We start from the raw sequence: 25,566 nt of genomic DNA on the forward strand, positions 1-25,566 counted from the left end.
ATTTTTGCATTATTGCAGGGGTCTGGGGACCATCATGGTCCCCGGCAGGGGTTTGACTCGGGCCATCCATGGCCCTCGCCCTTCATTCCATTTCTGTTTCATTCGTTCATTAATACGGGGGTCCGAGGGCGATTATCGCCTCCGGACCCCCGTATTAATGAACGAATGAAACAGAAATGGAATCAGCCCGGCGCGGACTTGTGGAAGGAGAATCCCGGCACGTCGTTGACCCGATCCCGCAGCAGCTCCTGTCGGGTCAGCAGCCAGGCGACCTTCTCCGTATCGGGTTCGAGCCGCCCATCCCGCATTCGCCCCAGAACCTCCTCCATCTCCTGACAGAGGTCGATCACGTCGGAGAGACCAAAAAACTCCGCGACGCCCTCCACGGAGTGCAAGCGCTGAATGGCCCGATGCAGCACGCCGGCTGGAGTGGTCTTCCCCTGATTCTTGAGATTGAACAGCTCCGTCTCCAGCTCGGCAAGTTGCTTGTTGGCCTCCTGAACGAAAAGCCACAACTTGTCGTCGATGTGCCGGGGCCGCCCGGAGAGCCAGCCGAGAATGACCTCCCGCGCTTTGGGGTCCACCGCGTTCCAGGCGGCGGGATGGGTGCGGGGATCCCCCAGATACTTGACCAGAAAATCCCGCAGCAGCTGGCGCAGGCGGCCTTCGGCCTCGCGATCCTGAAAGGGTCGCAGCAGAACCTCCGCCAACTGGGAGGCAAACCCGGCCACCAGCTGCTGAAACCGCCCCTGCTGATCCCGGAAACCGTTGAGCAGAGCCTGAAGCTCCTCCACCCGCAAACCGTCGGCGTCGGCGTAACCCCGCAGTCGTTTCAGCAGATGCCCCAAACTGCGCTGCACGAACCCCCGGCTGACCAGGTCTCCCGTCAAACCCGCCTGCCGGGTCAATTCCAGAAACGTGCCCTCCCCCCGGTAAAGCATGGCGGCGAAGGCCTCCGGGCCCTCCTCCTCCAGCAGCTTGAAACGGACACAACGCTCCCGCCAGGCCACCAGATGGGGTTGTACGCTACGGGCCAGATGCCGTTCGATCCCCTGTTTCAACAAAGCGCGACACGGCCCCCGGGGATCGTGCAGCAGCAGGTTGTGCAGCAGGTCCGCCAGGGTTCCGCTGGCAGGATTCTTCTCGAACCAGCCCACCCAGGCCGAAAGAAAGGCCGGATCCTCCGCCGGAACCAGGCCGTCCTCTCCCGCCGCGAAGAGAAACCACGGGGCGCGTTTCAGATCCCGCCGCGACAAACCCGACAAGGAGCGATTCTCCCGGAAGTGGCCCATCACCCGACGACGCCCCGCTTCCTGATCCTCTTGCGGCGGCATCCGCGTCAGGGAACGCGACAGCAACGAGGCCTCGATGCGCTCTTCGGAGCGGGCCGTCCGCCCTCCCAGGGGCAGTTGCGCCGGAAAGGCGAAGGCGAATTGGTGGTTGGCCAGAGCGCGCTTGAGGCTCATTTCAGGGTATCGAGCTTGCGATTGAGCTGGTCCAACTCCTCGAAGAGATGGGACATGGCCGCCGGTGGTTTCGGATTGACCAGGAAAAAGCGGATGTCGATGCGTCGGTTGGCCGCCTCGGCGGTCGGCTGTTCATGGGACACCACCGGACGATACTCCCCGTAACCGCTGATGCCGAAAACCGGCTGACCCTTGAGATTGCGCAGCTCCCCCAGACCGGAAGCGGCCCGGTTGTTGCCCAGCAGGGTTTCGTAGGTCTTGATGGCGCGCATGCCGGAAAGATGCAGATTGTTGCTGTGGGGATTGGCCTTGCTCAAGGGGATGTTGTCGGTGTGCCCCTCGATGAAGACGGCATCCAATGTACCCGGATTCCACTGCCGCTCCTCGCAGAACCGGGGACGAGCCGCCTCCACCGTCCCGGCGTAACAGGGCAGGTGGCGCTCCAGAACGCGGGCCAGCTTTTTCAGGTTCTCCTCGCCTCCCGGAGCGAACTGCGCGGAACCGGAGGGGAAAAGGATCTCGTCGGGCAGCCGCAGAATGCCGTGGTTGGGGTCGATGAAAACCCGCAGATTCTCGCGGGTTTGCAAATCCTTGTGGATGTCGGAAAGGAGCTGGAAGAGCAGTTGCTGGGTTTTGGCCATGTGACGGTCCAGATCCCGCTTCAGGTTCGAGGCCAGCTCCCGCAGTTCGACCACGCCGGTTTCCAGTTTTTTCAGCTTCTCTTCCTGTAACGAGTTGATCTGATTCAGCTTCTCCCGCTCCTTGGTGACTTGCACCAGTTCGGTGCGATAATCCGTCTCGGTATTGCCCATGTTGAAGGAGAAGATGATCAGAATGACGATGAAGACGTACAGCAGCGCCGACATCACATCGCTGATGGAGATGGAGTAGTCGTGGGCGGTATATTGCGGCGTTCGAACTTCCCTGCGGCGCTGGAACATGGAGGGCTATCTCAGGTTCGACATGGATTGCAGGAAGAAGCTGATGCTGTCGTTCAGATCGTCCAGCTTGGTATTGAACTCCCCGATGGTGTTGCGCAACTGTTTGGAGACGCTGTCCATGTGTTCGTCCACCCCTCCGATGAACTCCAGCACCTTTTCGGAGGAGAAATCCTCCAAATCGCTGTTGAGGTTGGCCACGGTCTGCTGCAGCGAGGCGTTGACCAGCTCGAAGCGTTGCTGCTGCTCGTTCCAGGTCGATTCCAACTGACGCTGCATCAGGTTGATGGTGGCTTTCATGCGTTCCTGGGCCTCGGTGATGGAGCTGAGGGTCTGTTCGGCCCCCTCCTGGGTGGCGCCATGGGTGATGGAGAGGGTGTTGGACAGCCCTTCCATGCTGCTGATACTGGCCTGAATCTTCTCCCCGGCCAGGATCATGTCCCGGGAGGTGGCCTGCATGGGGCTGATCAGGGTGGAGGACATCTTCTCCAGGAAGCCGCTCATGGAGTCGTCGAGATCCTCCAGGCGGGAGCCGAAGTCACCGATGCTCCGTCCCAGCTTTTCGGTGATGCCGCCCATGTGGTCGTCCACCCCGGCGATGAATTGCAACACCCGACCGGAGAACTCCTCCAACCCGTTGTTGAGCTGCACGAAGGTGCGCTCCAGGGAGCCGTCCACCTGTTCGAAGCGGTTCTGGTAGTTGTGCCAGAGGTCGCGAAGCAGTTCGTGGGCCTTGCCGATGGCGTTGAGGGTGAGACGGGCGGTCTCCTGGGTGGTGTTCAGGGTTGTGGTGACCGACTCCATCTTTTCGGCGCTGGTTTGCAGCTTTTCCCCGGCCACGGCGATCATCATGGCCCCCGATTCCATGGAGTCGATGAGTTGCCCGAAGCGGACCTGAGCCGCGTCGAAGCTGCGGGCGAAGTTGAAGACGCCCTCCATGGCCCGACGGCTCTCCTCGGACCATTGGGTGGACTGCTGCAGGGCCTGGGACATGCGGGCGGCGGCATGGCTCATCTCGGCGGCGGACTGCTGGAAAGAGGCGCTGGTGGCCTGCAGCAGGGTTTGCAACTGGGCGTTGTCCAGGGTTTGCTTCTGCCGGGACTCCTGCAATGCGCTGCCGAGGGACTGATTGCGCTGGTCGAAACCCGCCAGGGCCGAGAGGTTGTTGCTCTCCAGCCGTTCGAAGAGGCCCAGCATGAGGCCCAATTTCTCCTCGAAGCGGGAGTGGAAGGTCTGCAACTCGCCCACCAGGGCCCGATCGGGATCCGCAGTCGGCGTCGCCGCCACGGGTTGAGCCATGCGGCGCACGAGTTCCTCCTGGGCGTCGTGCATCCTTTCCACCGTGTACAGCAGTGAACCGAGGCTTTCTTCCAGACGGGAGGAGATCTGCTCGCCGGTTTTGCGGAAATCCGTGGCCAACTCCGACTGACTGCCGCTCAACTGCGTCACCGAGGAGGCGAAGTGGCTGACAATGCCGGAGGCGATGGCGGCGAGGCTCTCCTCCAGTCGCTCGGCGACGTGTTCGCTGCTGCGACCGATGCCGGCGGCCAACTCCTCCTGGCTGCTGCTCACCCGGCCGAGGGCTCCCGCGAAATGGTCGGAGAGGCCTGCGGCGGTCTGCTCCAGGCTTTCGGCGGCGTGGAGCAGCAGCCCCCCGGCAGCGACCAGGGTGTCGGCCACCGATTTGGACTCCTGGGTCAAGGCCAGACGGGATTGATCCAGAATGTGGTTCATCCGGTCCAGCAGCAGGGTGTTGTCCTGTGGGGGGGAGGCTTCGGGACGCGGAGCCGGAACCAGGGCGGATAGTTTCTCCCCGAGACCGCCCTGGAAGCGCTCCAGGCCGTCCAGCAGCTTTTCGGTGGCCAGCAGCAGGTGTGGAGCGGCGCCGAAGATGCGTTGCATCTCGTTTTGCACCGCCAGCATCGCCGTGGAGGATTGGGCCAGATCCTGCAGGCTGCGGCCCATCTGACCGGAAAAGCTGTTGGCCGATTCGCGCAACAACAGGATCAACTCCTGCTGGGCCGACTTCATGCCGGCGGCCACGCTGCCCATGTCGGCGATGGTGCGTTCCATGCGGCCCGCGAGACCCGCCGAGGAGTCCCGCAACAGGGCGGCCAGCTCCAGTTGGGCCGATTTCATGCCCGAGGCCACGTCCGCCAGATCGGCGAGGGTGCGTTCCATGCGGCCCGCGAGACCCGTCGAGGAGTCCCGCAGCAGGGCGGCCAGCTCCAGTTGGGCCGATTTCATGCCCGAGGCCACGTCCGCCAGATCGGCCACCGAGTGTCCCACCAGGGCATCGAAATCCCCGGCGGACTGGCGCAGATTGGCGGAAAGCAGAGCGCCGGCCCGGTCGAGGGTCTCCCGCAACTCCCGTGCGGCCTCGCGCAAGGCCCCGGCCAGCCGTTCGTTCTGCTGGTCCAGGTTGCTGTTGAGGCTGGCCACGCTCTTGTCGAGATGTTCGGCCTTTTGCGCCGCCGCGCCCTGCACGCTGGCCCCGAGGCGGCTGAACTCGCCCAGGAACTTCTCGTGGGCCTCCGTCTGTTGACTTTGCAGACCCCGCAAGCCCGAAACCGCGTCGGCCAGGGCGGTGACGGACTGTTCCAGCCGTCCGAAGGAGCCTTCGGCGGACTCTCTCATCAGCGTGGACATCTTCACGCCGACGCCTTCCAGCGTTTCGCGAATCTCCCGCGCGGTGTGCAGCAGCCCCTCCTGACGGCTCTCCTTCAGATCCTGCAACATCAGGCTTTGGCCCTCCTGTTGCCGGCGCAGGTTTTCGTTGAGGGCGTGCAGGGCCAACTCGACGGAGCCCACCTTGTCGGCCAGGCTGTTTTGCAGGTTTTCCAGAAGCGGGGAGAGGGCGTTGCGCAGGGATTGTTGCTGCGACTCCCGCTGGTTTTCCTGATACTTGACAAGGGTTTCGAACATCTTGCCCAAGGCCGGGGCGAGGCTGGAGCCGATGCGGGCATCCATGTCCCGGGGAGCGCCCTCGCTCGGGGGGGCGGCCTGGGGGGCTCCGGGAGTCTTGAGTATCTGGCACAACTTCTGCAGCTCGACAAGCTGCTCCCTTTGCACGGCGTACATCTTGTTCATGCCGCCGTCTTCGGAAGCCGCCATCTCCAGACAAGACTCCAGCTCCTCGCTGAAGCGCTGCACCAGGCGTCCGATCCAGTACTGGCGGCGTTTTTCCAGAACGGAAAAGAGTACGGAGAGCCCGATGCCGAAGATGGAGGTCAAAAAGGCCGTGGAGACGCCTCCCATGAGGAACTTCATGGCCTGGCGCATTTCGTTGGGGCCGGCGGACATGCCGTCCTGGGCCAGATAGATGCCGGCCACCAGGCCAACGAAGGTGCCGAAGATGCCACCGGCGGTCAGGAATCCGGGAACGGCATCGTAGAGACGGGAGTTGATGTTGACGAAGAAGAGGCTGCGTTCGTTGATGTAGAGGGAGGGTTCCGCCGTGGTCCGGACAAGCTTCCCGGAGTTGGCGGGCGGTACCACGAGATGTTTGCCGAACTCGGCCCAGGCTTGGGCGAAGTAGTGCATCTCCGGGGCTTCCATGCCCTTTTTGAAGCGCTGCCAATTGGCGGAGAAACGTTGTTTTCGCACCAGATCCCGCACTGCGGGATCCTGATCGTCCTTCTGGCCGGGGGCGTTGCCGATGCTGCACTCTTCCAACAGACCGAGGCCGCGTTTTATCTGGACACCAATGCGCCGGGTCTGCAGGAAAAAGATGGCCAGACTGGTCAAAAAACCGCCAATGACCATGGTGACCAGAACGAGATGTCCACCAAGTCCGGCGAAAAATCGGGCGATTTCAACCAAGGGACTCTCCCCTTCTCAATGATAAAACCGACGAATCAGACAGAAGCCGGGGATTCCCCCCGTTGCGACACGCTATCGAGGCGTGAAGCCACCTACGCCTCCCTTTGTGGAATCTACCCGTTATCCGCAGCAAAATCCACAGCGGAGAAATGCGGCATCCCCCGGCGAGCGGTGGTCTTGGGCAGGTATCGACCTTTAAACACGAATAGCTATCATTTGAATGATTGGTTTTAAGAAAATATTCTCCCCCCCCCCCTGTTTAAATTTTAGTTATACACTTTTTGATTATTGATTACGATATTCAGATAAAAGACCCAAATAAAGGTATGGATAAATTTTATAACAAACCAACCAATTCGAATAGGATGAACGGGGCACATCCCACGCCGTGGTGGCAGCGGATTCGCGACTGTTTCGGACTCAAGATCGTGATTTACAGGGCTGAATTTCTAAACTATCCTGGCGCCTGTTTCTTTACAGGGATAGTGGCTGGACGTTCGTCGCAGACCGCCTTAGTGGGCTATTGACTCGGAAATAACCGAAGAAGGAGAAGGGCCATGGCTGGGGAAACAATGATGTTCAAATTGAGCGGCGCCGCCCAGGCGGCTCAAGTGCCCATGCTGGCGGGCAAGTCCTTCGCGGTGGGCTCGACGGTGGCCACCGGGGACGGCATGGCCAACTGGATCTTCCTGCATCCCCTCTCCGGTGGTGACGGCATGGTGGCCCTCAAGCTGGAAGGGGCCCGTCAATCGGGGCAACTGACCTCCCTGATCGGTAAGACGGTGACGGTGGGCAAGGCCCCGATCGGCACGGCCTCCGCGGGCAAATGGCTGATCCTGCACCCCGGCGCCGGCGGCATGGCCGCCAAGGGCGCCGCAGGCAGCGGCGTGGCCATGCAGCAGATCGGCTTCAAGGCCACCGAAAGCGAGATGGAAGCCACTGCGGCCAAAGGCGCCGCCGGCAAGGGCGCCGCCGGCAAAGGGGCCCTGGTCTGCAACGGCGCCGGCAAGGGCGCCGCCGCCGGCAAGGGTGCCGCCGCCGGCAAAAGCGCCATGGCCGGAACCGCCGCGGGCAAGGGCGCCATGGTTTGCAAGAGCGCCGCCGCGACGGGCAACGGTGCGGTTTCCGGCCAGGTGATCACCGGAACCGCCGCCGCGACCGGAGCCAAAGCCGCCGTCGGAGCCGGCGCGGGCGCCAAGGGCATCGCTGCCGGAGGCACCATCTGGACCGGTTCGGGCACCAGTCTGGGCCTCGGCCTCGGCCTCGGCGCCTGGGGACCGATCCTTCTCGTCGGAGCCGTGGCCGCCGTGGGTGTGGGCATCTACAGCTACATGAAGCGTCCCACCGAAGAGGGCGAGCTGGAAGAAGCCATCAGCTAGACGCACCGAAGCTGCGACGCCACCCGCGTCTTGGAACCACCGGAAAAGCCCTCCCGGGCTTTTCCGGAATTCCTTTGTATCGCAACGGTTCTGATGCTGTGGAATAAACAGAATGAAAATCAGAATGATGGCCGCATTCAGCTATTTGGGTGTCCTCTGCCTGGTGCCGTTGCTGCTCAATCGCGACGACGCCTATGTGGCCTTTCACGCCCGACAGGGGCTGGTGCTGTGGATCTGGGCGGTCATCTCCTTCTTCGTGATGCATCTTCCGGGATTGGGTCCCTATCTGTTCAGCACCTCCACCGTCCTGATCACCTTCGCCAGTCTGGCCGGTCTGGTTTCCGTGCTGCTGAACCGCTCCTGGAAACTGCCGTTCATCGGCGACATGGCCGCACGCTTCTTCGCCGCACCGGAAGTGGAGAGCCGGCGTGGCTAGTCGTTCGTCACCCGAACGGGGGGATCTTGCCGACGGGAGGAGCCTCCTCTCGACCGACCTCCAGGGCCACCATCATAACGCCCTCTACCTGGTGGTCTCCCTGGTCATGATCTTTTTGACCCTGGTGATGGCCCTGCAGCCCCTCTATCTCAGCCAGGTGCTGGGGCTGGCCCGGGATAATGCCGGGTTCGTCAACGCCAACATCCAGGTGATCACCGAACTGGTGGACCTGCTCTTCGTGGGCTACCTGGGCTACGTTTCCGATCGCATCGGACGCATTCCGCTGATGATCTACGGTTTCCTGCTGGCCGGGGTGACGGCGATTTTCGCCCCCTTCGACCGGGAGATCGGCGCCATTCTGGGCATCAGCGCCCTGGCGGTCTTTTATGTGGTGCGGGTTCTCATGTCCCTGGGCGGAACCCTGATCTGGCCCCAGGTGGCCACCCTTACCGGAGACTACACCCGCCCGGAGGACCGCCCCCGGCTGTTGGCCAACGTGGGTTTCATGATGGCCTTCGGCATCACCCTGGTCTACGCGGTCTTCATGCAGTTGCCGGAGCAGATCGGCGTGACGGCCACCATGTGGCTGGCGGCCTGCATCGCCCTGGCCGGAGCCTGGCTGGCCAAGAATTTGCTGGTGGAGATCGCCCAGCCCCATGAGGGGAGCGGACCTTTCCCGTTCCGGGAAATCTGGGCTCTGGTCAAGCGGGAGCAGGGTTTGCGCCTCAGTTTCCTCTCCGCGTTCACCGCGCGCAACGACATGGTCATCATCGGACTCTTCCTGATGACCTGGTTCGTCTATTTCGCCGATCTGATGGAGGGCGTCAGCCACGCACAGGCTGCCTCCCGCGCGGGCTTGGTGATCGGTCTGGTGGGTGTGGTGGTGCTGATTTCCATCCCGGTGTGGGGTCGACTCACCCTGCGCATCGGACGCATCCCGGCGGTGGCCCTGGGGCTTCTCCTCTCCGCCATCGGGTTTTCCGCCATGGGGTTGATCCTCAACCCCTTCTCCTGGTGGATCCTGCTGCCGGTAACCGTCGTCGGCGTCGGCCAGGCCGGTTGCATCCTGGTGCCCCAAACCCTGGCCCTGGATCTGGCTCCGGAGAGAATTCGCGGTTCGGTGCTGGGGGTATTCAACACCGTGGGCTGTTTCGGGGTGATCTTCTTCCTCCAGATCGGAGGCATCCTCTTCGACTGGATCGGCCCCACCGCCCCCTTCGTCTTCACCGGCGTGGTCAATATGCTGCTTTTCGTCTACGCCTTGCTGGTTATGAGGAACGCCGGACCGGTGGCCTCACCGTCCTGCGTCTAATTGTTTTGTCGTCCATCGAGTCTTTTTGGGAAGGAACGGCCGGTCATGCCTACAATCGTTTTCGGATTGATTTCAATGGCCCTCGGATTGTGGGGACTCTCAACCTGGTGGTGGTCCATCGTTGAACTGCTGCGGGGTCTGGTTCCCCTGTTGTTGATCGTCCTGGGGCTGGTGGCCCTGGGCGCCGGGGTCTCCAAAATACGCAACGGCGGCCCCGCGGAACAACCGGACGCGGAATTGACGGAAAATTCTCCTCAATCGGACGAGTAAACCGCAATGCTCTCAAACAAAAGCGTCGAGTGCGGACTGGAATACCGGAAATATCTCTATATCGTCGGGATTCTGGCCATCGTGGGCCTGGCGGGCAGCTACTGGTACCTGAACTATTTCCTGGATGAGATCGGTATCGACTCCGAAAAGGCCCTCAAGGCGACCCGCGACATGGGCCGCCGGGGCGTGGCCGCCATTGCCGAAATTCCCGGAACCCCGGTACAGAGCGCCCCCCCTTCCATGGTGCAAGCCCAACCCGCCGGATTCTGGCCGCCGGCGGCCAATGCGGCAACGGCGCCGACGGACCAGGAGTCCTTCTCGACGGTGGTGCGTTCCATCCTGCCCAGCGTGGTCAACGTCAGCACGCAAAACCGCGCCGCGCCCTTCCAAAGCGCCGCAGGCCCCGCGAATCCCGCCGTCGCCAACAACGACGGCGTCCTGAAATTCGCCAGCCCCTACTCCGGCGTGGCCATGGAGAGCATCGGTTCCGGAGTGATCGTCTCGGCGGACGGCTACGTGATCAGCAACTTCCATGTGGTGGAAAACGCCCAGAACATCTTCGTCACCGTCTTCGGCGCCCTGGGCACGCAACGCTATCCCGCCGAAGTCATCCGCCTCGATCCGGCCCGCGACCTGGTGCTGCTGAAGATCAACGTGCCCCTGCCCCTGCAACCCGCCCCCCTGGGCAACAGCGACCTCATCCAGGTGGGCGACCCGGTCATCACCGTGGGTTGTCCCTTCGGCCTGGATCAAACCGTCAGCAAGGGCATCATCTCCGGGGCCCGCAAAGCCGTCACCATCGAGGGCGTGGTCCACAAAGACCTCATCCAGACCGATGCGGCCATCAACCAGGGCAACTCCGGCGGACCGCTGGTATCGCGCTTCGGCTACGTTATCGGCATCAATACCGCCATCTACTCCCCCACCCAGGCCTTTTCGGGAGTCGGCTTCGCGGTGCCCGTCAACGCCATGCGCGAGTTCCTCTCCGAGGTGATCGCCCTGCCGGAAGTGACGCCGGCCATGGCCCAACAGGGCTGGAACGGACAGAGCTGGCCGGTGGCCGCCAAACGCATGCCCCCGCCGCCCATCCCCGCCAATGCCGTGGCACCCCATGGGGATCGGGGCGCCTGCGAGAGTTGCCATGTGATTCTGCCCGCCGGACAACTGGCCCATCTGCCGGCCTCGACCTTCGGCATTCCCGGCGGGGCCAACGGTCTCAACGTGGCCCTGGCGACCGCCAATGCCCCTGCCGGCCAACCGGCCGTCAATCCGACACCCGGCGTGAAGGAAGCCTCGGTTATCGGCGCGGAGTTCAAAGCCCTGGACGACGTCCTGATCCAGCGTTTCAAACCCCCCTTCTCCAACGGCGTTTTCGTGCAGGGCATCATGCCCGGTTCGGCGGCGGAAATGGCCGGAATGCAGGTGGGGGACATCCTCTTCAAGCTCGATGGCCGCTGGCTGCGCACCCCGGATGAGCTGCAAACCCGCCTGAAGACCTACGCCGTCGGTGACAAGGCCCGCTTCTCGCTGGTGCGCAAGCAGATGCGCATGGATCTGAACGTGACCATCGCGCCGCCTCCGGTCAACGTGGCCCAACCCCTGCCCGCCGCCGCTCCGCCCCCCGTCGCCCCCCCCACTCCGGGAGCCCCGGCCAAGGCCGCCCCGCCGGCCCCGACCGAGTTCGAGTGGATGGGCATGGAGCTGCAGCCCATCCAGGCGGCCATGGCCGCCAAAACCCCGGCACTCAAGGACAAGAAGGGCGCCGTGATTCAGGAGATCGACCCCGGTTTGCAAGCGGACCAGGCCGGCGTTCTCGCCAACGACATCGTCATCGCCATCAACAGCCAACCGGTCTCGACCAACGTGGAGCTGGACAAAGCCATCCAGGCATCCGCGACAGCAAAAACAATACTTCTGGATGTGGAGCGCGGCGGTAAACGTATGTTTGTTACCTTGAAATGACAATTTGAACGGCTTTTTCGCCCTCGGATAGCGGCTGACAGGAGAAACATTGATGGACAAATACAAGGGTGGCTCGGGATTTCCGAAGAAAGAGTGGCAGCCTCAGGGCTCGGGTGGAAAAACCGCATCGACGGATGCCCCGCCCAAGGGCGACAACACCATTGCCGACAACCTGGACGCCGTGCTGCAACAGCAGCTCAACGACAAGTTGAAGGCGGCTCCGAAGGGCGATGACAAATCCCCCGACAAGGACAAGGAGCGGGACAAGGACAAGAAATCCGAGTCCAAGGCCCCCGAAGCCGTGGTCGAGAGCAAGGGGACAGCCAGCGGAAACGTCAAGCCGGATTCCGCCAAAACCGAAAGCGTGGCGGCGGAGACGCCGAAGGTCGGGAAAGATGGCGTCGAACCGGCCAACGCCGCACCGCCGGCCGGGAAGGAAGAAACCCCGCCGCCGGCAGGGAGCGGAGAGACCGGGGCCGGAGCCGCCCCTGCGCCGGAAACCAAAGCCTCCGCACCGCTTGGAGGGGCCGGGACCGTAGCCGCTGCCGCCCCGGAAACCACGGGGTCCGCACCGGTCGCGGAGACCAAGGCCGCCACCACGGATACCACCGCTGCCGCACCGGTCGCGGAGACCAAGGCCGCCACCCCGGATACCACCGCTGCCGCACCGGTCGCGGAGACCAAGGCCGCCACTCCGGATACCACCGCTGCCGCACCGGTCGAAGCCTCCAAAACCGCAGCCGCTCCGAACCCGGCAAGCCCTGCTGCCGCACCGGTCGAGGCGAAAAAGGCGGAAGCTCCCGTCACGCCGCTGGCCCCGCTCGACATCAAGCCGGCGGTGACCTCGCGCGCCGCGGATGCTTTGGCGGAGAAGAAGGCGGAAATGGCCCACATGGCGGACCGCTTTTCCGATCTGGCCCGCACCCCGGCGCAGGCGGCCCCTGCCAAGGAGGCATCCGATCCGGGCAACGCCGCGTCGGCGACCCCTCGGGCGACCGCTCCCGAAGTCACGGCCGCTCCCGTCGCGCCGACCCATGACGAGGCCCCGGCGATGCCCCGCAAGGATGCCTTCGTGGCCGCCGCCGAGAAGGAGCGGGTTCTCAAAATGATTCGCGACGCCGCTTCCAAAAAGATGGAGGAAGGCTTCGATCTCCGCGCCATGAAGGCGGGCTCCCACCACACGGAAACCGCCAAGGTGGTTCCGCCCGTGGAAGAGCCGCGCCCCTCCCTCTTCGCTATCGAGGAGGACGTGACCACCACCTCACCCCTCCCCGTTGCGGAAACCGCACCCGAGGCGAGTGAACTTCCCGCGGCGACGCTCCCCGAAACGACTGCCGTCGCGGAAGCGGCCGTTGCGGAGTCGCCCGCCGCCTCCACCCATTCCGACGAAGTGTTGAAGGTCTCCCCCGGTGGTCTGGTACCCCCGGTGCCCCGTGTATCCAGCGGTCCGCAGCGCACCAAGTCCGAGGCCATACCCTCTGCGGCTCAGGCCCGCATCAACGAGGCCTATCTGCGCCAGTTGAAGGGTCAGGCACTCGACGACGAGCCGACGGCCCGGGTCACCCCGGAGAAGGCCGCCCCCGCTCCCGCCGTCAAAAAGGCCACCCGGCGCGCCCCTGCCTCGGACCCTCGGGAAGTGCCCGTCGAATCCCTCGGTGAAGGCATCTTCAACGCCCTGGGCGACATGGTGGGCGGCGTCGTCAACGCCTCCCGCTCCCTTACCGGCAAGGTTCGCAAGGTGGTGGTCGATCCGGAAGAGGAACTCGCCGCCGAAGAGTCGGGCATACCCTTGAGCGGCACGGACCGCGCCGCCAAAAAGATGGCCAAGGGCGTGACCGACGTGGCCGGCGGAGTGGGCGGCATTCTCAAGGGGGGCGGCAACATCGTCCTCGGCACCATCGGTGTCGTCACCATGCCGGTGGTGGGCGCCGTCGGAGCCATTTTCCGGGCCTTCAAACCCAGCGGGACGCAAAATAACACCAAGGAATAACGCGGAGAGACGTTTGATTCCGTTCCGACTTCATTTCGACCAAGAGAAGAGAGGCAAGACATGAAAACAACGGGACAACAAGGTGGTCCGCTCTTGCTCGGCATCGATCTGGGAACCTCCAGGACGATGGTCTTGTCGAACCGGGGCGCTCGCGCCACGGTGCGCTCCGTAGTGGGTTATCCGAAGGACATCATCGGCGTCAAACTCATGCATCAGTCCCATATGATCGGAGAGGATGCGCTGAAGCGCCAATCCTATCTGGACATCCACTATCCCCTGGAAGACGGTGTGCTCAAGGAGGCCAACGACCAGGCGGCGGATGCGGCCAAACTGCTGCTCAAACACGCCATCAGCCTGGCCAACCCGCAACCCGGCGACCAGATTTACGGCGTGCTGGGCGTTCCGGCCCGAGCCTCCATGTTCAACAAGAACCAGCTCCTGAAGATCACCCAGGAGGTGCTCGACCTCTCCATGGTCGTCTCCGAACCCTTCATGGCGGCTTACCAGATCGACCAGCTCAACAACGCCATCATCATCGACATCGGCGCCGGCACCACCGACATCTGCGCCATGAAAGGCACCATCCCCAGCGGGGACGAACAGGTGACGGTGCTGAAGGCGGGCAACTACATCGACCTCGTGCTGGAAAATCTCATCCGGGAAAACTATCCCACGGTGCAGATGACCAACAATCTGGCCCGCAAGATCAAGGAGCAGTACGCCTTCGTCGGCGTGCCCAAGGAGGATGTCATCGTCAACCTGCGGGTCGGTGGCAAACCGGGATCCTTCAACCTCACCAAAGAGATTCGCACCGCCTGCGAAACCATCGTCACGGAAATTGTGGAAAACCTGCAAAGCCTGGTCATGGTCTTCGACCCGGAAGATCAGGAGGAGGCCCTGCAAAACATTTACCTCACCGGAGGGGGTTCCAGCATCCGGGGCATCGACAACCTGATCGCCGCCATGATGAAGGACTACGGCAATGTGGTGGTGCGGCAGGTTCCCGATCCCGATTACTGCGGCGGCGCGGGAGCCCTGAAGCTGGCCATGGAATTGCCGCCCCAATATTGGGAACAAGTTGGGCATGTCTCCCGGAATGTGAAATAATCGGAAGAGTTCCCTCTTCCCCTGCCATGGAGAATTCGATATGACCACGACCGTGCAACTGCCCTCCGGCGTCGGCGCCAAACTGCTGGCCGGAATGAGCTATCTGGGCATCCTTTCCCTGGTACCCCTGGTGGTCAACCGGGATGACAGCTACGTCCGCTTCCACGCCCGTCAGGGGATCATTCTCTGGATGTGGGAAGTTCTGGCCATTTACAGCCTGGCCGTTCCCGGCCTGGGCCGCCTCTTCTTCGGCGTCTCCGGCCTGCTCTGTTTCGTCTTTTCGGTGATCGGGCTGGCTTCCGTCATCATGGGACGGGCCTGGAAACTGCCCCTCATCGGCAATTGGGCGGAGTCCATCTAGGACGTAACCGATGAATATGGGATGGCAATCATCTGTGGAGAAGGGAGATGCGCGGTGACCAAACCCTTCATCTCCTTGCTTCTCTCTATCCTGCTGTTGATCTTCGCATCCCAGAACATGGCACCGGTGCAGATCCGGCTGATCGTGGGACCACCCCTCGAAATGCCGCTGATTCTGATCATCTCCGGGGCTTTCATCGGCGGCTTCGTTCTGGCCACCGTGAACCATTTGGCGCGCAAGACCCTCTCGCGCAACCGGCGCAGGGATGAAGGTTTATGAGTTATCCCCAGTGCATTCTCTGTTACCAATCCGTGGGATGGATCGGGCTGATCGCCAACATCGCCCTCTCCATTCTCAAGGTGTTCGTTGGGGTTATCTCAGGCTCCCAGGCTCTGTTGATTGATGCGTTATATTCCTTAAAGGATGTACTGACTTCATTCCTGATTGTTTTTGGTTTAAAGGTTTCCAAACAGCCCATCGATCAGGAACACCAGTTCGGCCACGGCAAGGCGGAGTTCCTCTTCTCCCTCACCGTCGGTCTCTGCATGATCGTCATCACCGGGTTGTTCATCTACTTCGAGGCGGACAAGCTGTGGCAGGGGGGAAGCCACAAAGCCCCCCATATGATCGCCCTGTGGGCCGCCCTCTTCGCCGTCGGCGCCAACATTTTCCTCTGGTACTACACCCGTTGCGTGGCCCACCAGATCAACAGCCCCATCGTCTCCATCCTCTCCCAGCACCAGAAGTCCGACGCCTACTCCTCCGTCGCGGTGGCCTTCGGTATCATCGGCTCCCACTACCTGAACCTGCCCTGGCTGGACACCCTGGTGGCCGTGGGCGAGTGCCTCGACCTCTTCCACCTGGGGGTCAAGATCTCCTGGGATTCGGTACAGGGGCTGATGGACGTCTCGGCTCCCCAGGAGATGGTACAGCGTGTCGAGGAGCTGGCCCGCACCGTCAAAGGGGTCAAGGCCGTGGAAGAGGTGCGCACCCGCCGGGTGGGCCAGGAGGTCTGGATCACCCTGGTCATCGGCGTCGATCCCGAGCTGACCGTGGAACGGGGCAAGGAGATCAGCCTGTGGGTGGAGGAGCGACTGGTGGACTCCATTCCCCATATCGGCGACGTTACCGTCCATTTCAAGTCGGCGGAAGGCTCTCTGCCGGAGTTGAAACACCTGGAAGGGGACATCGTCGCCATGCGCCACAAGCTGGCCCAGCTCCAATTGGACAACCCCAAGGGAGCCACCCCCTGATGGACGCCGCCCTGGTCACCGTGGCCCTCTTCGTGGGAATCTTCCTCCTGGTGCAGTTGGACCTCGTGGACCGGGGCCCGGCCATGCTGGGCGGCGCCCTGGCCTTCCTGTTCCTGGGCTGGGCCCTCGACTTCTACACCCTGGACCGGGCTGTCGCATCCATCTACTTCGACAGTCTCTCCCTGCTCTTCGGCATGTCCCTGATCTCCAACGCCCTTTTCCGCTCGGGCCTTTTCCAGGAACTGGCCTGGCGCACCGTGCGCTTTTCACGGGGCCAGACCCTGTTGATCCTGGTGCTGCTGGTGTTGATCACCTACACCATCTCCCTCTTCTTCACCAATCTCTCGGTCATGGTCATCATGGTGCCCATGACCCTGGTACTGACCCGCGCCATGGCCCTCACCCCCGCCCCCATCGTCGCGGCGGAGCTGGTGGCTTCCAATCTGGGCGGCGCTTCCACCCTGGTGGGCGACTTCCCCAACATGATCATCGGCGCCGTCTCCCGGTTGCACTTCGATGACTTCATCCGGGGCATGATGGCCCCCTGTCTCATCCTGCTGGCGGTCCTGCTGGTCTTTTTCCAGAGGCGGCTGCGCCTGGAGACCGCCTCACCGCTGAATGCCGAATCGGTCCACCGGGCCTTGGAAAATCTGTCGCCGAACCACGCCCCCGGTCGGGCGGGCATCGATCCCTATCTGCTTCGGGTGGGGAGCTGGGTTCTGCTGTCGACCCTGGCCGGTTTCTTCCTGGCCCAACCCTTGGGTGTGCAACCCTCCAGCATCACCTTCGTGGCCGGGATGGCCATGCTCGTTCTGGGGCGCATCCCCCGCGAGCAGCTCTTCGAGGCCATGAGCGGCGGCGATCTGCTCTTTTTCCTGGGGTTGTTCGTCATGGTGGGGGGGCTTCAGGCGGCCGGCGTTCTGGAGGGTCTGCACGAACTGGTGGTCACCCTGGGCGGCGGCAGCGCCACCCTCTCCCTGCTGGTATTGATGTGGCTGGCGGGATTGCTGACCCCCCTGCTCAACGCCGGCCCCGCCACCGCCTTCCTGATTCCCGTGGCCAAGGCCCTGAGCCTCTCCTTTCCCGGCAGCGCCGTCTGGTGGGCCCTCTCCCTGGGGGTGCTGGCCGGCTCCTCCGCCAGCCTTTCGGGAGCGACCGCCGGTCCGGTGGTCGCCAGCATGATGGCCAGCCGGGCGCGACAACTGCCCCCGGAAGAGGTCAACGCCGGCTCCGTACTCGACTTCCACGGCTATTTGCGCTGGGGTTTGCCCATTGCGGGCATTTTTTTGGGAATTTCATCCCTGTACATCGTGGTGATCACCCCCTGACATGAGACAGTTCAAGGCTTCTTCCCGCATCATCCCTTTTTGCCGACAGTCCTGGCGCCTCCCGGCAGCCGTGCTGATTCTCTTTTTCTTCGGCACCATGGCCTGGGGCGTTCATCTGGTGCGGGACCACCGGGACCAGTTGAACATCACCCTCTTCGGCCTGGCCAACACGCCCCGGTCCACCACCGCGATCGGTCATGTGGTGGCCATGACCACGCCGGGAGATCCGGACCTCAACCCGGTGCGCGTGGCCCTGGTCAACATCGCGGGAACCACCAAACCGCAAAACGGCAATCCGGCCGGATACATCTCCGCCGGATCCGGGGTGCTGGTCAATCCCAAGGGCTATGTGGTCACGGCCTTTCACCTGATTCAGGATCTCGCGGAAATCCAGGTCAGGGTGCAAACCCCCTTCGGCCCCCGGGAATATCCGGCCAAAACCGTCAAGGTGGTGCGGGAACACGATCTGGCCCTGGTCAAGATCGTCTCCCAGGATGTCTTCCCCTACGTGGCGCTGGACAACGCCCCGCTGTTGAAGGTCGGCGACACGGTGCAAGCCTGGGGAGATCCCTTGGGCACCGACGCCATGCAGCGCGTGGGTAACGTGGAGCGCATCGATCTTACGGAACCCGTCCCCGTGAGGGATCTCAATCTCACCCATCTGATGCAGACCAGCGCGGTTTTCCATTGGGCGCAAAGCGGCGGACCCCTGATCAACGATCAAGGGCATCTGGTGGGCATCAACCTGGCCGTGGAAGCCCCCACAGGCCGCATCGTGGGCTATGCGGTACCGGCCAACGTGCTGATCACCCATTTTCAGGAGGTGGTCACTTTCGCCCGCAAGATATCCTCCACCCCCGCCCCCCAAAACACCGATCCGGCAGCCGCTTCCCCCGCCGCACCGCGCCCTCCGCGCACCGCCGACCGCTGGTGGCAGAAGGCGCAGGGGCTTCTCGGCATCGATCTGGGCAAACATGTGGGCCTGACCACCCCGGCGGATGCGGCTTCCCCCGCCATGCGCGACCCGGCCCACGAACCCTCGTTGCGCCTGCTGGGCTACACTCCGCAGAACTTCCTGGGTCTGTTGCTGCTCGGTTTCGTCTCCGGGATCAGCGGCGGCATGATGACCATGGGCGGCGGCATCATCAAGGTGACCGGTTTGATGTGGTTCTTCGGCTACGGACTGCTGCTGGTGCGTCCCGTGGCCTACATCACCAACATCTTCATGTACGGCGCCGCCATGTTGCGCTATCAGCGCCAGGGACTGCTGCGTTTCGATATGTGCAAACCCCTGATCCCCTGGGCCATGGGCGGCATGGTGCTGGGCTACTTCATCGGCAACGTCATGTCGAAAACGGCCATCCAGTGGCTGTTGGGCGCCTTCGCCCTCCTCCTGGCCGTGAAGATGCTGGTGGAAATCTCCGAGTCGGGCCGGGCAACCCCGGACCTGGACGATGCCCCGACCCACCCCCGGCGACCCGATGCAAACCTGGTGACCTGGCTGCAGAAATACTTCGGCAGTAACGTCGATGATGACGCCCCCGCACCCGAATTCGTCCATCCCATGGCCCGCCACGGCATTCTCGGGCTGCCCATGGGCATCATCAGCGGCATCCTGGGCATCACCGGCGGGGTCATCGAGGTGCCGTTGCAACGCTACATCGCCCGACTTCCGCTGCGCAACGCCATTGCCAACAGCGCCACCCTGGTCTTTTTTGCCTCCCTGGTGGGTTCGGTTGTGGCCTTGTGGCACGGGGTGCAAAGCGGCTCCTTCGAGTTGCAGACCCCCATCGTCATGGCCCTGATCCTGACGCCGGGCGCCTTCCTCGGCGGCATGGCCGGCGCCTGGCTGACCTCGGTGATCCCCCTCAACATGCTGCGCTGGATCTATGCCGTTCTGATGCTGGTGATTGCGGTGAGGATGTTCCTGATATGAAACTGGATGCGGTTTCCCTGGTCACGGCAGGCTTTCTGATGGTCATCGCTCTGGTGGTCACGGCCCTCTTTTCGGAGCAGCGCGCTACGGGGATCGAGACGGCGCCGACGGTGGTCGTGGCCCCGGCCCCGGTTCCGGCTCCGGCGCCCCCCCCCTCTGCGGGCATGAGCGCCCTGTCGCCGCAACCGCCCGTGCCCCCTTCGCGCCTTATGACACCGCCTCCGGTCCCCACGCCCCGCCTGCCGGCGGGCCCATCCTTCGCGGCAGCCCCCCCCGCCGGGTCGTGGCAGTCCCCCCCGGCACGATCCGGCATGGTGATGACGCCTCCGGCAGCCTACGGATCCCCTTCCGCCGTCGGGCCGCCGTCCCTGCCGCCTTTCCTCAACCCCAAGGCCCGACTCTCCGAAGGACACTGGAAAGGACTGGAAGCCCTGCCCCTTTCCCTGGAACTGAAAAAGAAGCTGGGCCTGCCCATGGAGCTGCAGGGACTGCTGGTGGACGAAGTCACCCTGAACGCCGCCGAGGCGGGTCTGCTGGCCGGAGATGTCATCGTGTCGGTGAACGGCAACGCCGTGAACTCCCTGGAAGGCCTTCTGGCCGAGACCAAAAAGGTGCAGATGGCCAAATCGGCCTCCATCCTGGTCTATCGCAAGGGCAAACTTCAGCAGTTCGTACTCAAGGCCAGGACCAATCTGGGCTTCGCCCAGGTGGAAACGGCGCCCATGATCCTCCCCGGAGAGATCATGCCACATCCCTATCGCGGACCGTGTACCGAATGCCATGCCATCGGAACCACCGGACACATCGTTCCGGATCCAGACGGGATCATCCTGCCCCCGCCGCCCATCCGGGCGGGAGCAACACCGCCCCACAAGGATCGGGGTCCCTGTCAGGCATGCCATCCGATCATCCATTGAGACTGGAAAAGGATTGAAGACCCATGGCCAATAATCGTTCCCCCGTCAACTTCGCGGACGAATTCCGTCTGATCTCCTTCGCCGGTCTGGGCGTGTTGAAGAGGGTCGCCGAAAAATCCATCGACGCCTTCAATGCGGTCTTCACGGTGGACGGCTCCCTGCGGGCCCAGTTCTACCGGGACCGGGGCATCGACCATACCAAAAAGGGCCGCTACTGGCAGGCGCTGCCCCTGTTGGAACAAGTCATGCTCCATTGGCCCAACGACGAGGAGACCCTCTTTCACCTGGGCTATTGCTATCTGAAGACCGAACAGACCCGGGAAGGTATCCAGGTTCTGGAACGCGCCGGTCGCCTGGAGGAGTCGAGCCCTCGGGTCAGCTCCATCCTCGGCATGGCCTATATCCAGGCCAAGGAGTACCAGAAGGCGGCGGATCTGCTTCGCAAGGCCATTCAGAAGGCGCCGGGCAACTTCAATCTCCATTATCGCCTGGGACTGGCCCTGGATCATCTGGGCGAATACGACGCCGCCATCGAGGCCTTCCAGGAGGCTTTGGCCATTCGACCGGGAGAGATCAAGGTCTATCAATCCATCGGCTTCGTCCTGGATCAGCAGGGCAAGCACGAGGAGGCCGTGGTCTTCTTCAAGAAGACCTCGGAACTCAAAGAAGCCTATCAGGACAGCTAGAGACGGATTTGACCGATCATGCCTGACAAGCCATACCCCATGGATGAGATGGACGACCTCGGCCTGGAACTGACCAGCAGCGAACGCATGCACCGCATGAAGAAGCTGATGCGTCAGCTCTATCAGGAGGAGGAGGCCGTCAGCACCGTAAAGCTGCCGCCCATCAAATCCAAGTCCTTGATCGTGATCCTCTCGGTCAGCGCCATCGTGGTGCTGATCGTGACCACGTTTTACAATTTCAACCGCTTCATCGCTGCGGAGGAGCAGGTTCTCTCCTCCCGGGGACACATTCACGACGCTCTGCAACGTCGCTCGAACCTCTTCGGCAATCTGGTCAATCTGACCCTGAACCATGCCATGCTGGAGCAGGAGGTCTTCCGCTACGTCTCCGACGGACGCATCGGCCTGATGGGACAGCAACTGCCCAACACCCTGTCCAACCTGTTGCCACCGGCCGGCACCCCCCCCGCCGAGGCGCTTTCGCGGCTCTTCGGCCTGGTGGAACAGTACCCGGACATCAAGACTTCCACGACCTATCAGCAGCTTATGGATAAGCTGATGGATATCGAGAATCTCATCAGCAAGCGGCGGGACGAGTACAACACGGAAGTAAAAGTATATAACACCATGGTAACTTCATTTCCCTGGTGGGTCATGGCTAAGATCATGGGATTCAAACGGTATCCCTATTTTACAGCCGAGCCGGGTCCGGACAACATGAACATGGAGTTGGACGCCAACAAATTCATGCGTCTGATCCCGGAGATGGAGTTCGGCAAGACTCCGCATAAAGAGTCCCATTCCACCGGCAGTCAAGGCGAGGCTCATCCAGGCAAAGACGCTCCCCATCTGGAAAAGTGGGGCAACCCGCTTGGAATGCCCCATCCCCCCGGAGTGGAACCGCCAAAGGTGGAGCCGCCGGCTCCGGCCAAGGAGCCCGTCAAGACACCGGGACCGGCGTCAGCCGTCAAGACACCGGGACCGGCGTCAGCCGTCAAGACACCGGAACCGGCGGCAGCCGTCAAAACACCGGAACCGGCGGCAGCCGTCAAAACACCGGAACCGGCGTCAGCCGTCAAGACACCGGAACCGGCTCCCGCGACCCAACCGCTCGCGGCGCTCGCCAAGCCGGCGGAATCCGCCCCCGCAATGGCGGAGGTTCCCGGAACGCCATGGCCTGCGCCCTCCCCCGTGGCTGAGATGCCCGCCTCCGAAACCGGCGTGCGCCAGACGGAGCCCCCGCTTGCCATCGAGGCCGACAAGCCATGAAATACCCGCATTGCATCCAATGCCGTGACGAAGTGACCTGGTATTCCATCTGGTTCAACGTCTTCATGGTACTCTACAAGGTCGTCACCTCCCTGTTGACCAACTGCGCCGCCCTGATGGCCGACGCCTTCCACTCTTTGGCCGATCTGCTGGCCAGCGTCTTCACCCTGATCAGCCTGCGCATCTCCCACCGCCCGCCGGACGACAAGTTCGCCTATGGCTACGGCAAGATCCAACACATCTCCTCCGGCATCGTCGGACTGATCCTGGTGGTGGGCTCCATCTTCATCCTGGTGGACGCGCTGTTGAGTATCGTCAACAACACCTTCGCCACCCCGGACCGCACCGCTCTGCTGGCCGCCATCGTCTCCACCGTCGGCAACGAACTGATGTACCAGTATCAACGGTGCGTGGCCATCGAGAACAACAGCCCCGCCATCATGGCCAACGCCTGGGACAACCGGTCGGACGCCTTCTCCTCGGTAGGCATGGTGATCGGCCTCTTCTTCGCCACCATCCTCGACTTTCCCATCGCCGATCCGCTGGCGGCCATCCTGCTGTCGATTCTGGTCATCAAGATCGGCCTGGAGCTGATCATCGAGGCGGTGGACAACCTGATGGACGCCTCCCCCGACGTGGCGGAACTGGAAGGGCTCTATCAGATCATCCGTACCTTCCCCCGGGTCATGGGCATCAACTATCTGCGAGCCAGAAGCCTGGGCGAAAACCTCTACATCGAAGCCGATATCCGGGTGGACAAGGATCTGAAAGTCTTCGAAGGCGATCTGATCCTGACGGCCCTCAAGGAGAAGATCAAACACGACATCGAGAATATCGGCAGCATGCAGTTCTTTCTGACACCCGAAGTCCGGGATTAGGGGGTGATCGTGAAGAATCCATCGATGGGGCCTGGGGAGTGGATCATCGTCGGCGGGCTTGTGGCCCTTCTGGGCCTTCTGATCGCGGCGCTGTTCCCGGAGAGTTTCCGTTCGACCCCGGTGGTCGACGCCGCTCCGGCTGCCTCGCAACCCGTCAGCAATGCCTTGTTGACACCACCGGGACAGGAGGCGCTGCGCATGATTCCCGTGGCGGCTCCCGCCCGCCCGGCGGACGGCGGCGGCACGCAAAACGGACTGGTTCTGTTGCAACAGGCCCCGCGAGTCACCTTTCGCGGCAAAGTGCAGCAGCTTTCCGAACAGCCACAAAGCGACGGCCAGCTGCATGTCTGGCTTACCGACCCGGTGGGAGGCGAAACCCGCATCTCCGTGGGGCCCGGCTGGTTTCTCAAGTATCTCGGCTGCCCGCTGGCCCACGACATCTTCCTGGAGGGCTCGGGCTTCACCTTTGAAAAGGGAGGGCGCTCTCCCCTGGTCTATGCCAAACGCATCCGCATGAACGGCAAGATCTGCGAACTGCGCAACGACGAGGGATTCGCCCTGTGGTCCAACAAACTGCAATAGCGCCGACATGAGCGGACCCAAAGCGAACTTTTCCCAGGGACTGGCTCTGCTGGGGGTGATCGGGTTGATCGCCTTCATCGCCTTTGGCCTGTGGGGTTCCGGGTGGTGGAACCAGTTGCGGTCGAGCGCCGAAACGGGCCAAACACCCGGTGAGGTTCAGGGGGAGGTTTTCGGCGCCATGCCCAAACCCACCCAACCGTCGTTGCGGCAACCGGTGCTGGAGCTGGTCTCCCCCCCCTCGAACCTGCGAAGGATGCTGATCAAGCGTATCCCCACCATCGATCCCGGCGCCCGCATGCCCCATCCCTCCTGGGGCCCCTGCACCAACTGCCACCTGATCCGCGGCGGACCTCCCCCCGGATCCCAGCCGGCAACCCCGGTGGCCAAAGTCTGGGAGCAGGTTTCACGCTACCACAAGGTGGGGCCGCCCATTATGCCGAATTCACCCCGGCCCCACCCGCCCTCCGGGCGCTGTATCAAATGTCACGACATTTTGGTGTACGTTCAAACCAAATAATCCGTTGAGGAGAGACCGAAATGGCGCAACAAGCAGGGTCCGAGAACGAGGGATTCCAGAATCGCATCACCATCATGGAAGGGCTTCTGAAAAAGGTGGTGGAAGTCCATCTCTCCACGGCAACCCATGTCAAAAGCCTCGATGAGAAGCTCAACAAGCTGGAACTGACGGCGACCACGATCTCCAATTTCGTGCGCAAGATGGATGCGATGAACGACGGTCAGGCCGCCGCAGCCACGGCCAAGGGTGTCATCTCCGAGGAGATGAAAAAAGGCCTCGCCGAGGTGCGGCAGGAGGTCTCCCTCATCCACGGCACACTGGACAATCTGGCGGAAAAGATGGGTGGACCAAGCCTGGACACGGTCTCTTTGGCAAAAGAGGTCGCCGGTATCCGCGCCACCCTGGACAAGTTGATGCAGATGATGGGCGAGCCCAGACAGACCGGCGTGGACGGCCCCGTGGCCGAAAAACTGGATGCACTCTCCCGGGTTCCCGAAATGATGGATAAATTCGGCACCCAGCAGAGTTCCCTCATGCAGGCCATGGAAAAACGCATCGACCCCCGGGTGATGATCTATCTGAAGCCCCTGATCGAGATGCTCGAAGAAGAGGGGCGCCAGGCCGAAGAGATGAAAAACCGCGCCCTGCAACAACTCAACGAGCTGTTGAGCGGCCAGCACGGCGGCACCAATCGGGAGATCTCCCAAACCCTCAACCAGGTCGGTGAAGAGATCGAGAAGTGCCAGGCCGCCTTCGAACGCACCCAGCAGGCGTTGCAGATCGTGGTCACCCCCTTCCAGAACGTGGGACGCCTCTTCCGGGGCAACCTGGAAACCATCGTCCAGGCCCACGACCTGATGGCCCAGTTGCATGCCGATCTGCCCCGCTTTCTGGAAGAGATGAAAACCATGCAGGCGGAATATGTGAAAAAAGCGATTTAAAATCAGGGTGGCTCCGGGTATGCTCATTTCAGGAGTAATGCAACCGGGAGGAGAATCGATGGCTGCGGTGACTTTCGACGACGTTTGGAAGATGTTCCAGGAGATGGTGCGCGAAAATCGCGAACGCTCCGCCGAGTATGAACGACGGAAACAGGAGACCGACGCGCAGCTGGCGGCGCAAAAACAGGAGAACGAAGCACGCCTGGCGGTGCAAAA

At 62.6% G+C, this 25,566-nt stretch carries 23 protein-coding genes; 20 read left to right on the top strand and 3 right to left on the bottom strand.

Going from position 1 to position 25,566, the window contains the following annotated elements:
• Positions 1-182: 182 nt before the first annotated feature.
• From HQL56_04410 to HQL56_04420, 3 genes are read right to left on the bottom strand one after another with little or no spacing between them, the layout of a single operon-like run.
• Positions 183-1,466, bottom strand: coding sequence for an Hpt domain-containing protein (locus tag HQL56_04410; protein ID MBF0308754.1), 1,284 nt, complete (start codon positions 1,464-1,466; stop codon positions 183-185).
• Complete coding sequence (locus tag HQL56_04415) at positions 1,463-2,407, bottom strand: hypothetical protein (GenBank protein ID MBF0308755.1); 945 nt, start codon at positions 2,405-2,407, stop codon at positions 1,463-1,465. Before HQL56_04415 ends, HQL56_04410 begins: the two co-directional genes overlap by 4 nt.
• Before the next feature lie 6 nt (positions 2,408-2,413).
• Positions 2,414-6,226, bottom strand: coding sequence for a hypothetical protein (locus tag HQL56_04420; protein ID MBF0308756.1), 3,813 nt, complete (start codon positions 6,224-6,226; stop codon positions 2,414-2,416).
• Between the two features lie 557 nt (positions 6,227-6,783).
• Here HQL56_04420 and HQL56_04425 point away from each other — a divergent pair.
• The 20 genes from HQL56_04425 to HQL56_04520 form a co-directional block, all read left to right on the top strand.
• Positions 6,784-7,605 (top strand): hypothetical protein, encoded by an 822-nt coding sequence (locus tag HQL56_04425; GenBank protein MBF0308757.1) that lies wholly within the window; start codon positions 6,784-6,786, stop codon positions 7,603-7,605.
• Between the two features lie 112 nt (positions 7,606-7,717).
• Positions 7,718-8,041 carry a hypothetical protein gene (locus HQL56_04430; GenBank protein ID MBF0308758.1) on the top strand — a complete coding sequence of 108 codons (324 nt, stop codon included), beginning with the start codon at positions 7,718-7,720 and terminating at the stop codon, positions 8,039-8,041.
• 106 nt (positions 8,042-8,147) lie between these two features.
• Positions 8,148-9,353, top strand: coding sequence for an MFS transporter (locus HQL56_04435; protein MBF0308759.1), 1,206 nt, complete (start codon positions 8,148-8,150; stop codon positions 9,351-9,353).
• A 45-nt stretch (positions 9,354-9,398) separates the two neighbouring features.
• Complete coding sequence (locus HQL56_04440) at positions 9,399-9,623, top strand: hypothetical protein (protein ID MBF0308760.1); 225 nt, start codon at positions 9,399-9,401, stop codon at positions 9,621-9,623.
• Positions 9,624-9,629: 6 nt separating this feature from the next.
• The gene (locus HQL56_04445) at positions 9,630-11,585 is read left to right on the top strand and encodes a trypsin-like peptidase domain-containing protein (protein ID MBF0308761.1); all 1,956 of its coding nucleotides are present in this window, start codon (positions 9,630-9,632) and stop codon (positions 11,583-11,585) included.
• Between the two features lie 52 nt (positions 11,586-11,637).
• Positions 11,638-13,575, top strand: coding sequence for a hypothetical protein (locus tag HQL56_04450; GenBank protein ID MBF0308762.1), 1,938 nt, complete (start codon positions 11,638-11,640; stop codon positions 13,573-13,575).
• 60 nt (positions 13,576-13,635) lie between these two features.
• The gene (locus HQL56_04455) at positions 13,636-14,682 is read left to right on the top strand and encodes a rod shape-determining protein (GenBank protein ID MBF0308763.1); all 1,047 of its coding nucleotides are present in this window, start codon (positions 13,636-13,638) and stop codon (positions 14,680-14,682) included.
• A 40-nt stretch (positions 14,683-14,722) separates the two neighbouring features.
• On the top strand, positions 14,723-15,043 hold the full coding sequence (locus HQL56_04460; GenBank protein MBF0308764.1) for a hypothetical protein: 321 nt from the start codon (positions 14,723-14,725) through the stop codon (positions 15,041-15,043).
• A 54-nt stretch (positions 15,044-15,097) separates the two neighbouring features.
• The gene (locus tag HQL56_04465; GenBank protein MBF0308765.1) at positions 15,098-15,322 is read left to right on the top strand and encodes a LapA family protein; all 225 of its coding nucleotides are present in this window, start codon (positions 15,098-15,100) and stop codon (positions 15,320-15,322) included.
• Positions 15,319-16,296, top strand: a complete 978-nt coding sequence (mamM, locus tag HQL56_04470; protein MBF0308766.1) for a magnetosome biogenesis CDF transporter MamM — start codon at positions 15,319-15,321, stop codon at positions 16,294-16,296. The genes HQL56_04465 and mamM overlap by 4 nt, the downstream gene beginning before the upstream one ends.
• Positions 16,296-17,624, top strand: a complete 1,329-nt coding sequence (locus HQL56_04475; GenBank protein ID MBF0308767.1) for a sodium:proton antiporter — start codon at positions 16,296-16,298, stop codon at positions 17,622-17,624. Before mamM ends, HQL56_04475 begins: the two co-directional genes overlap by 1 nt.
• Position 17,625: 1 nt before the next feature.
• Positions 17,626-19,560, top strand: a complete 1,935-nt coding sequence (locus tag HQL56_04480; GenBank protein ID MBF0308768.1) for a TSUP family transporter — start codon at positions 17,626-17,628, stop codon at positions 19,558-19,560.
• Entirely contained in the window at positions 19,557-20,477 is a 921-nt protein-coding gene (locus HQL56_04485; protein ID MBF0308769.1) for a magnetochrome domain-containing protein, read from the top strand. The genes HQL56_04480 and HQL56_04485 overlap by 4 nt, the downstream gene beginning before the upstream one ends.
• Positions 20,478-20,500: 23 nt before the next feature.
• The gene (locus tag HQL56_04490; GenBank protein ID MBF0308770.1) at positions 20,501-21,163 is read left to right on the top strand and encodes a tetratricopeptide repeat protein; all 663 of its coding nucleotides are present in this window, start codon (positions 20,501-20,503) and stop codon (positions 21,161-21,163) included.
• Positions 21,164-21,181: 18 nt separating this feature from the next.
• On the top strand, positions 21,182-22,432 hold the full coding sequence (locus HQL56_04495) for a LemA family protein (GenBank protein ID MBF0308771.1): 1,251 nt from the start codon (positions 21,182-21,184) through the stop codon (positions 22,430-22,432).
• Complete coding sequence (gene mamB / locus HQL56_04500) at positions 22,429-23,310, top strand: magnetosome biogenesis CDF transporter MamB (GenBank protein MBF0308772.1); 882 nt, start codon at positions 22,429-22,431, stop codon at positions 23,308-23,310. The genes HQL56_04495 and mamB overlap by 4 nt, the downstream gene beginning before the upstream one ends.
• A 9-nt stretch (positions 23,311-23,319) precedes the next feature.
• Positions 23,320-23,892 (top strand): hypothetical protein, encoded by a 573-nt coding sequence (locus tag HQL56_04505; protein ID MBF0308773.1) that lies wholly within the window; start codon positions 23,320-23,322, stop codon positions 23,890-23,892.
• A gap of 7 nt (positions 23,893-23,899) precedes the next feature.
• A complete protein-coding gene (locus HQL56_04510) occupies positions 23,900-24,409 on the top strand; it encodes a magnetochrome domain-containing protein (GenBank protein ID MBF0308774.1) in 510 nt (169 codons plus the stop codon).
• A gap of 20 nt (positions 24,410-24,429) precedes the next feature.
• Complete coding sequence (locus HQL56_04515; GenBank protein MBF0308775.1) at positions 24,430-25,350, top strand: hypothetical protein; 921 nt, start codon at positions 24,430-24,432, stop codon at positions 25,348-25,350.
• Positions 25,351-25,408: 58 nt separating this feature from the next.
• A partial coding sequence (locus HQL56_04520) for a hypothetical protein (GenBank protein MBF0308776.1) occupies positions 25,409-25,566 on the top strand: 158 nt, incomplete at its 3' end.

The organism is Magnetococcales bacterium, from assembly GCA_015231925.1.
GTDB lineage: Bacteria > Pseudomonadota > Magnetococcia > Magnetococcales > JADGAQ01 > JADGAQ01.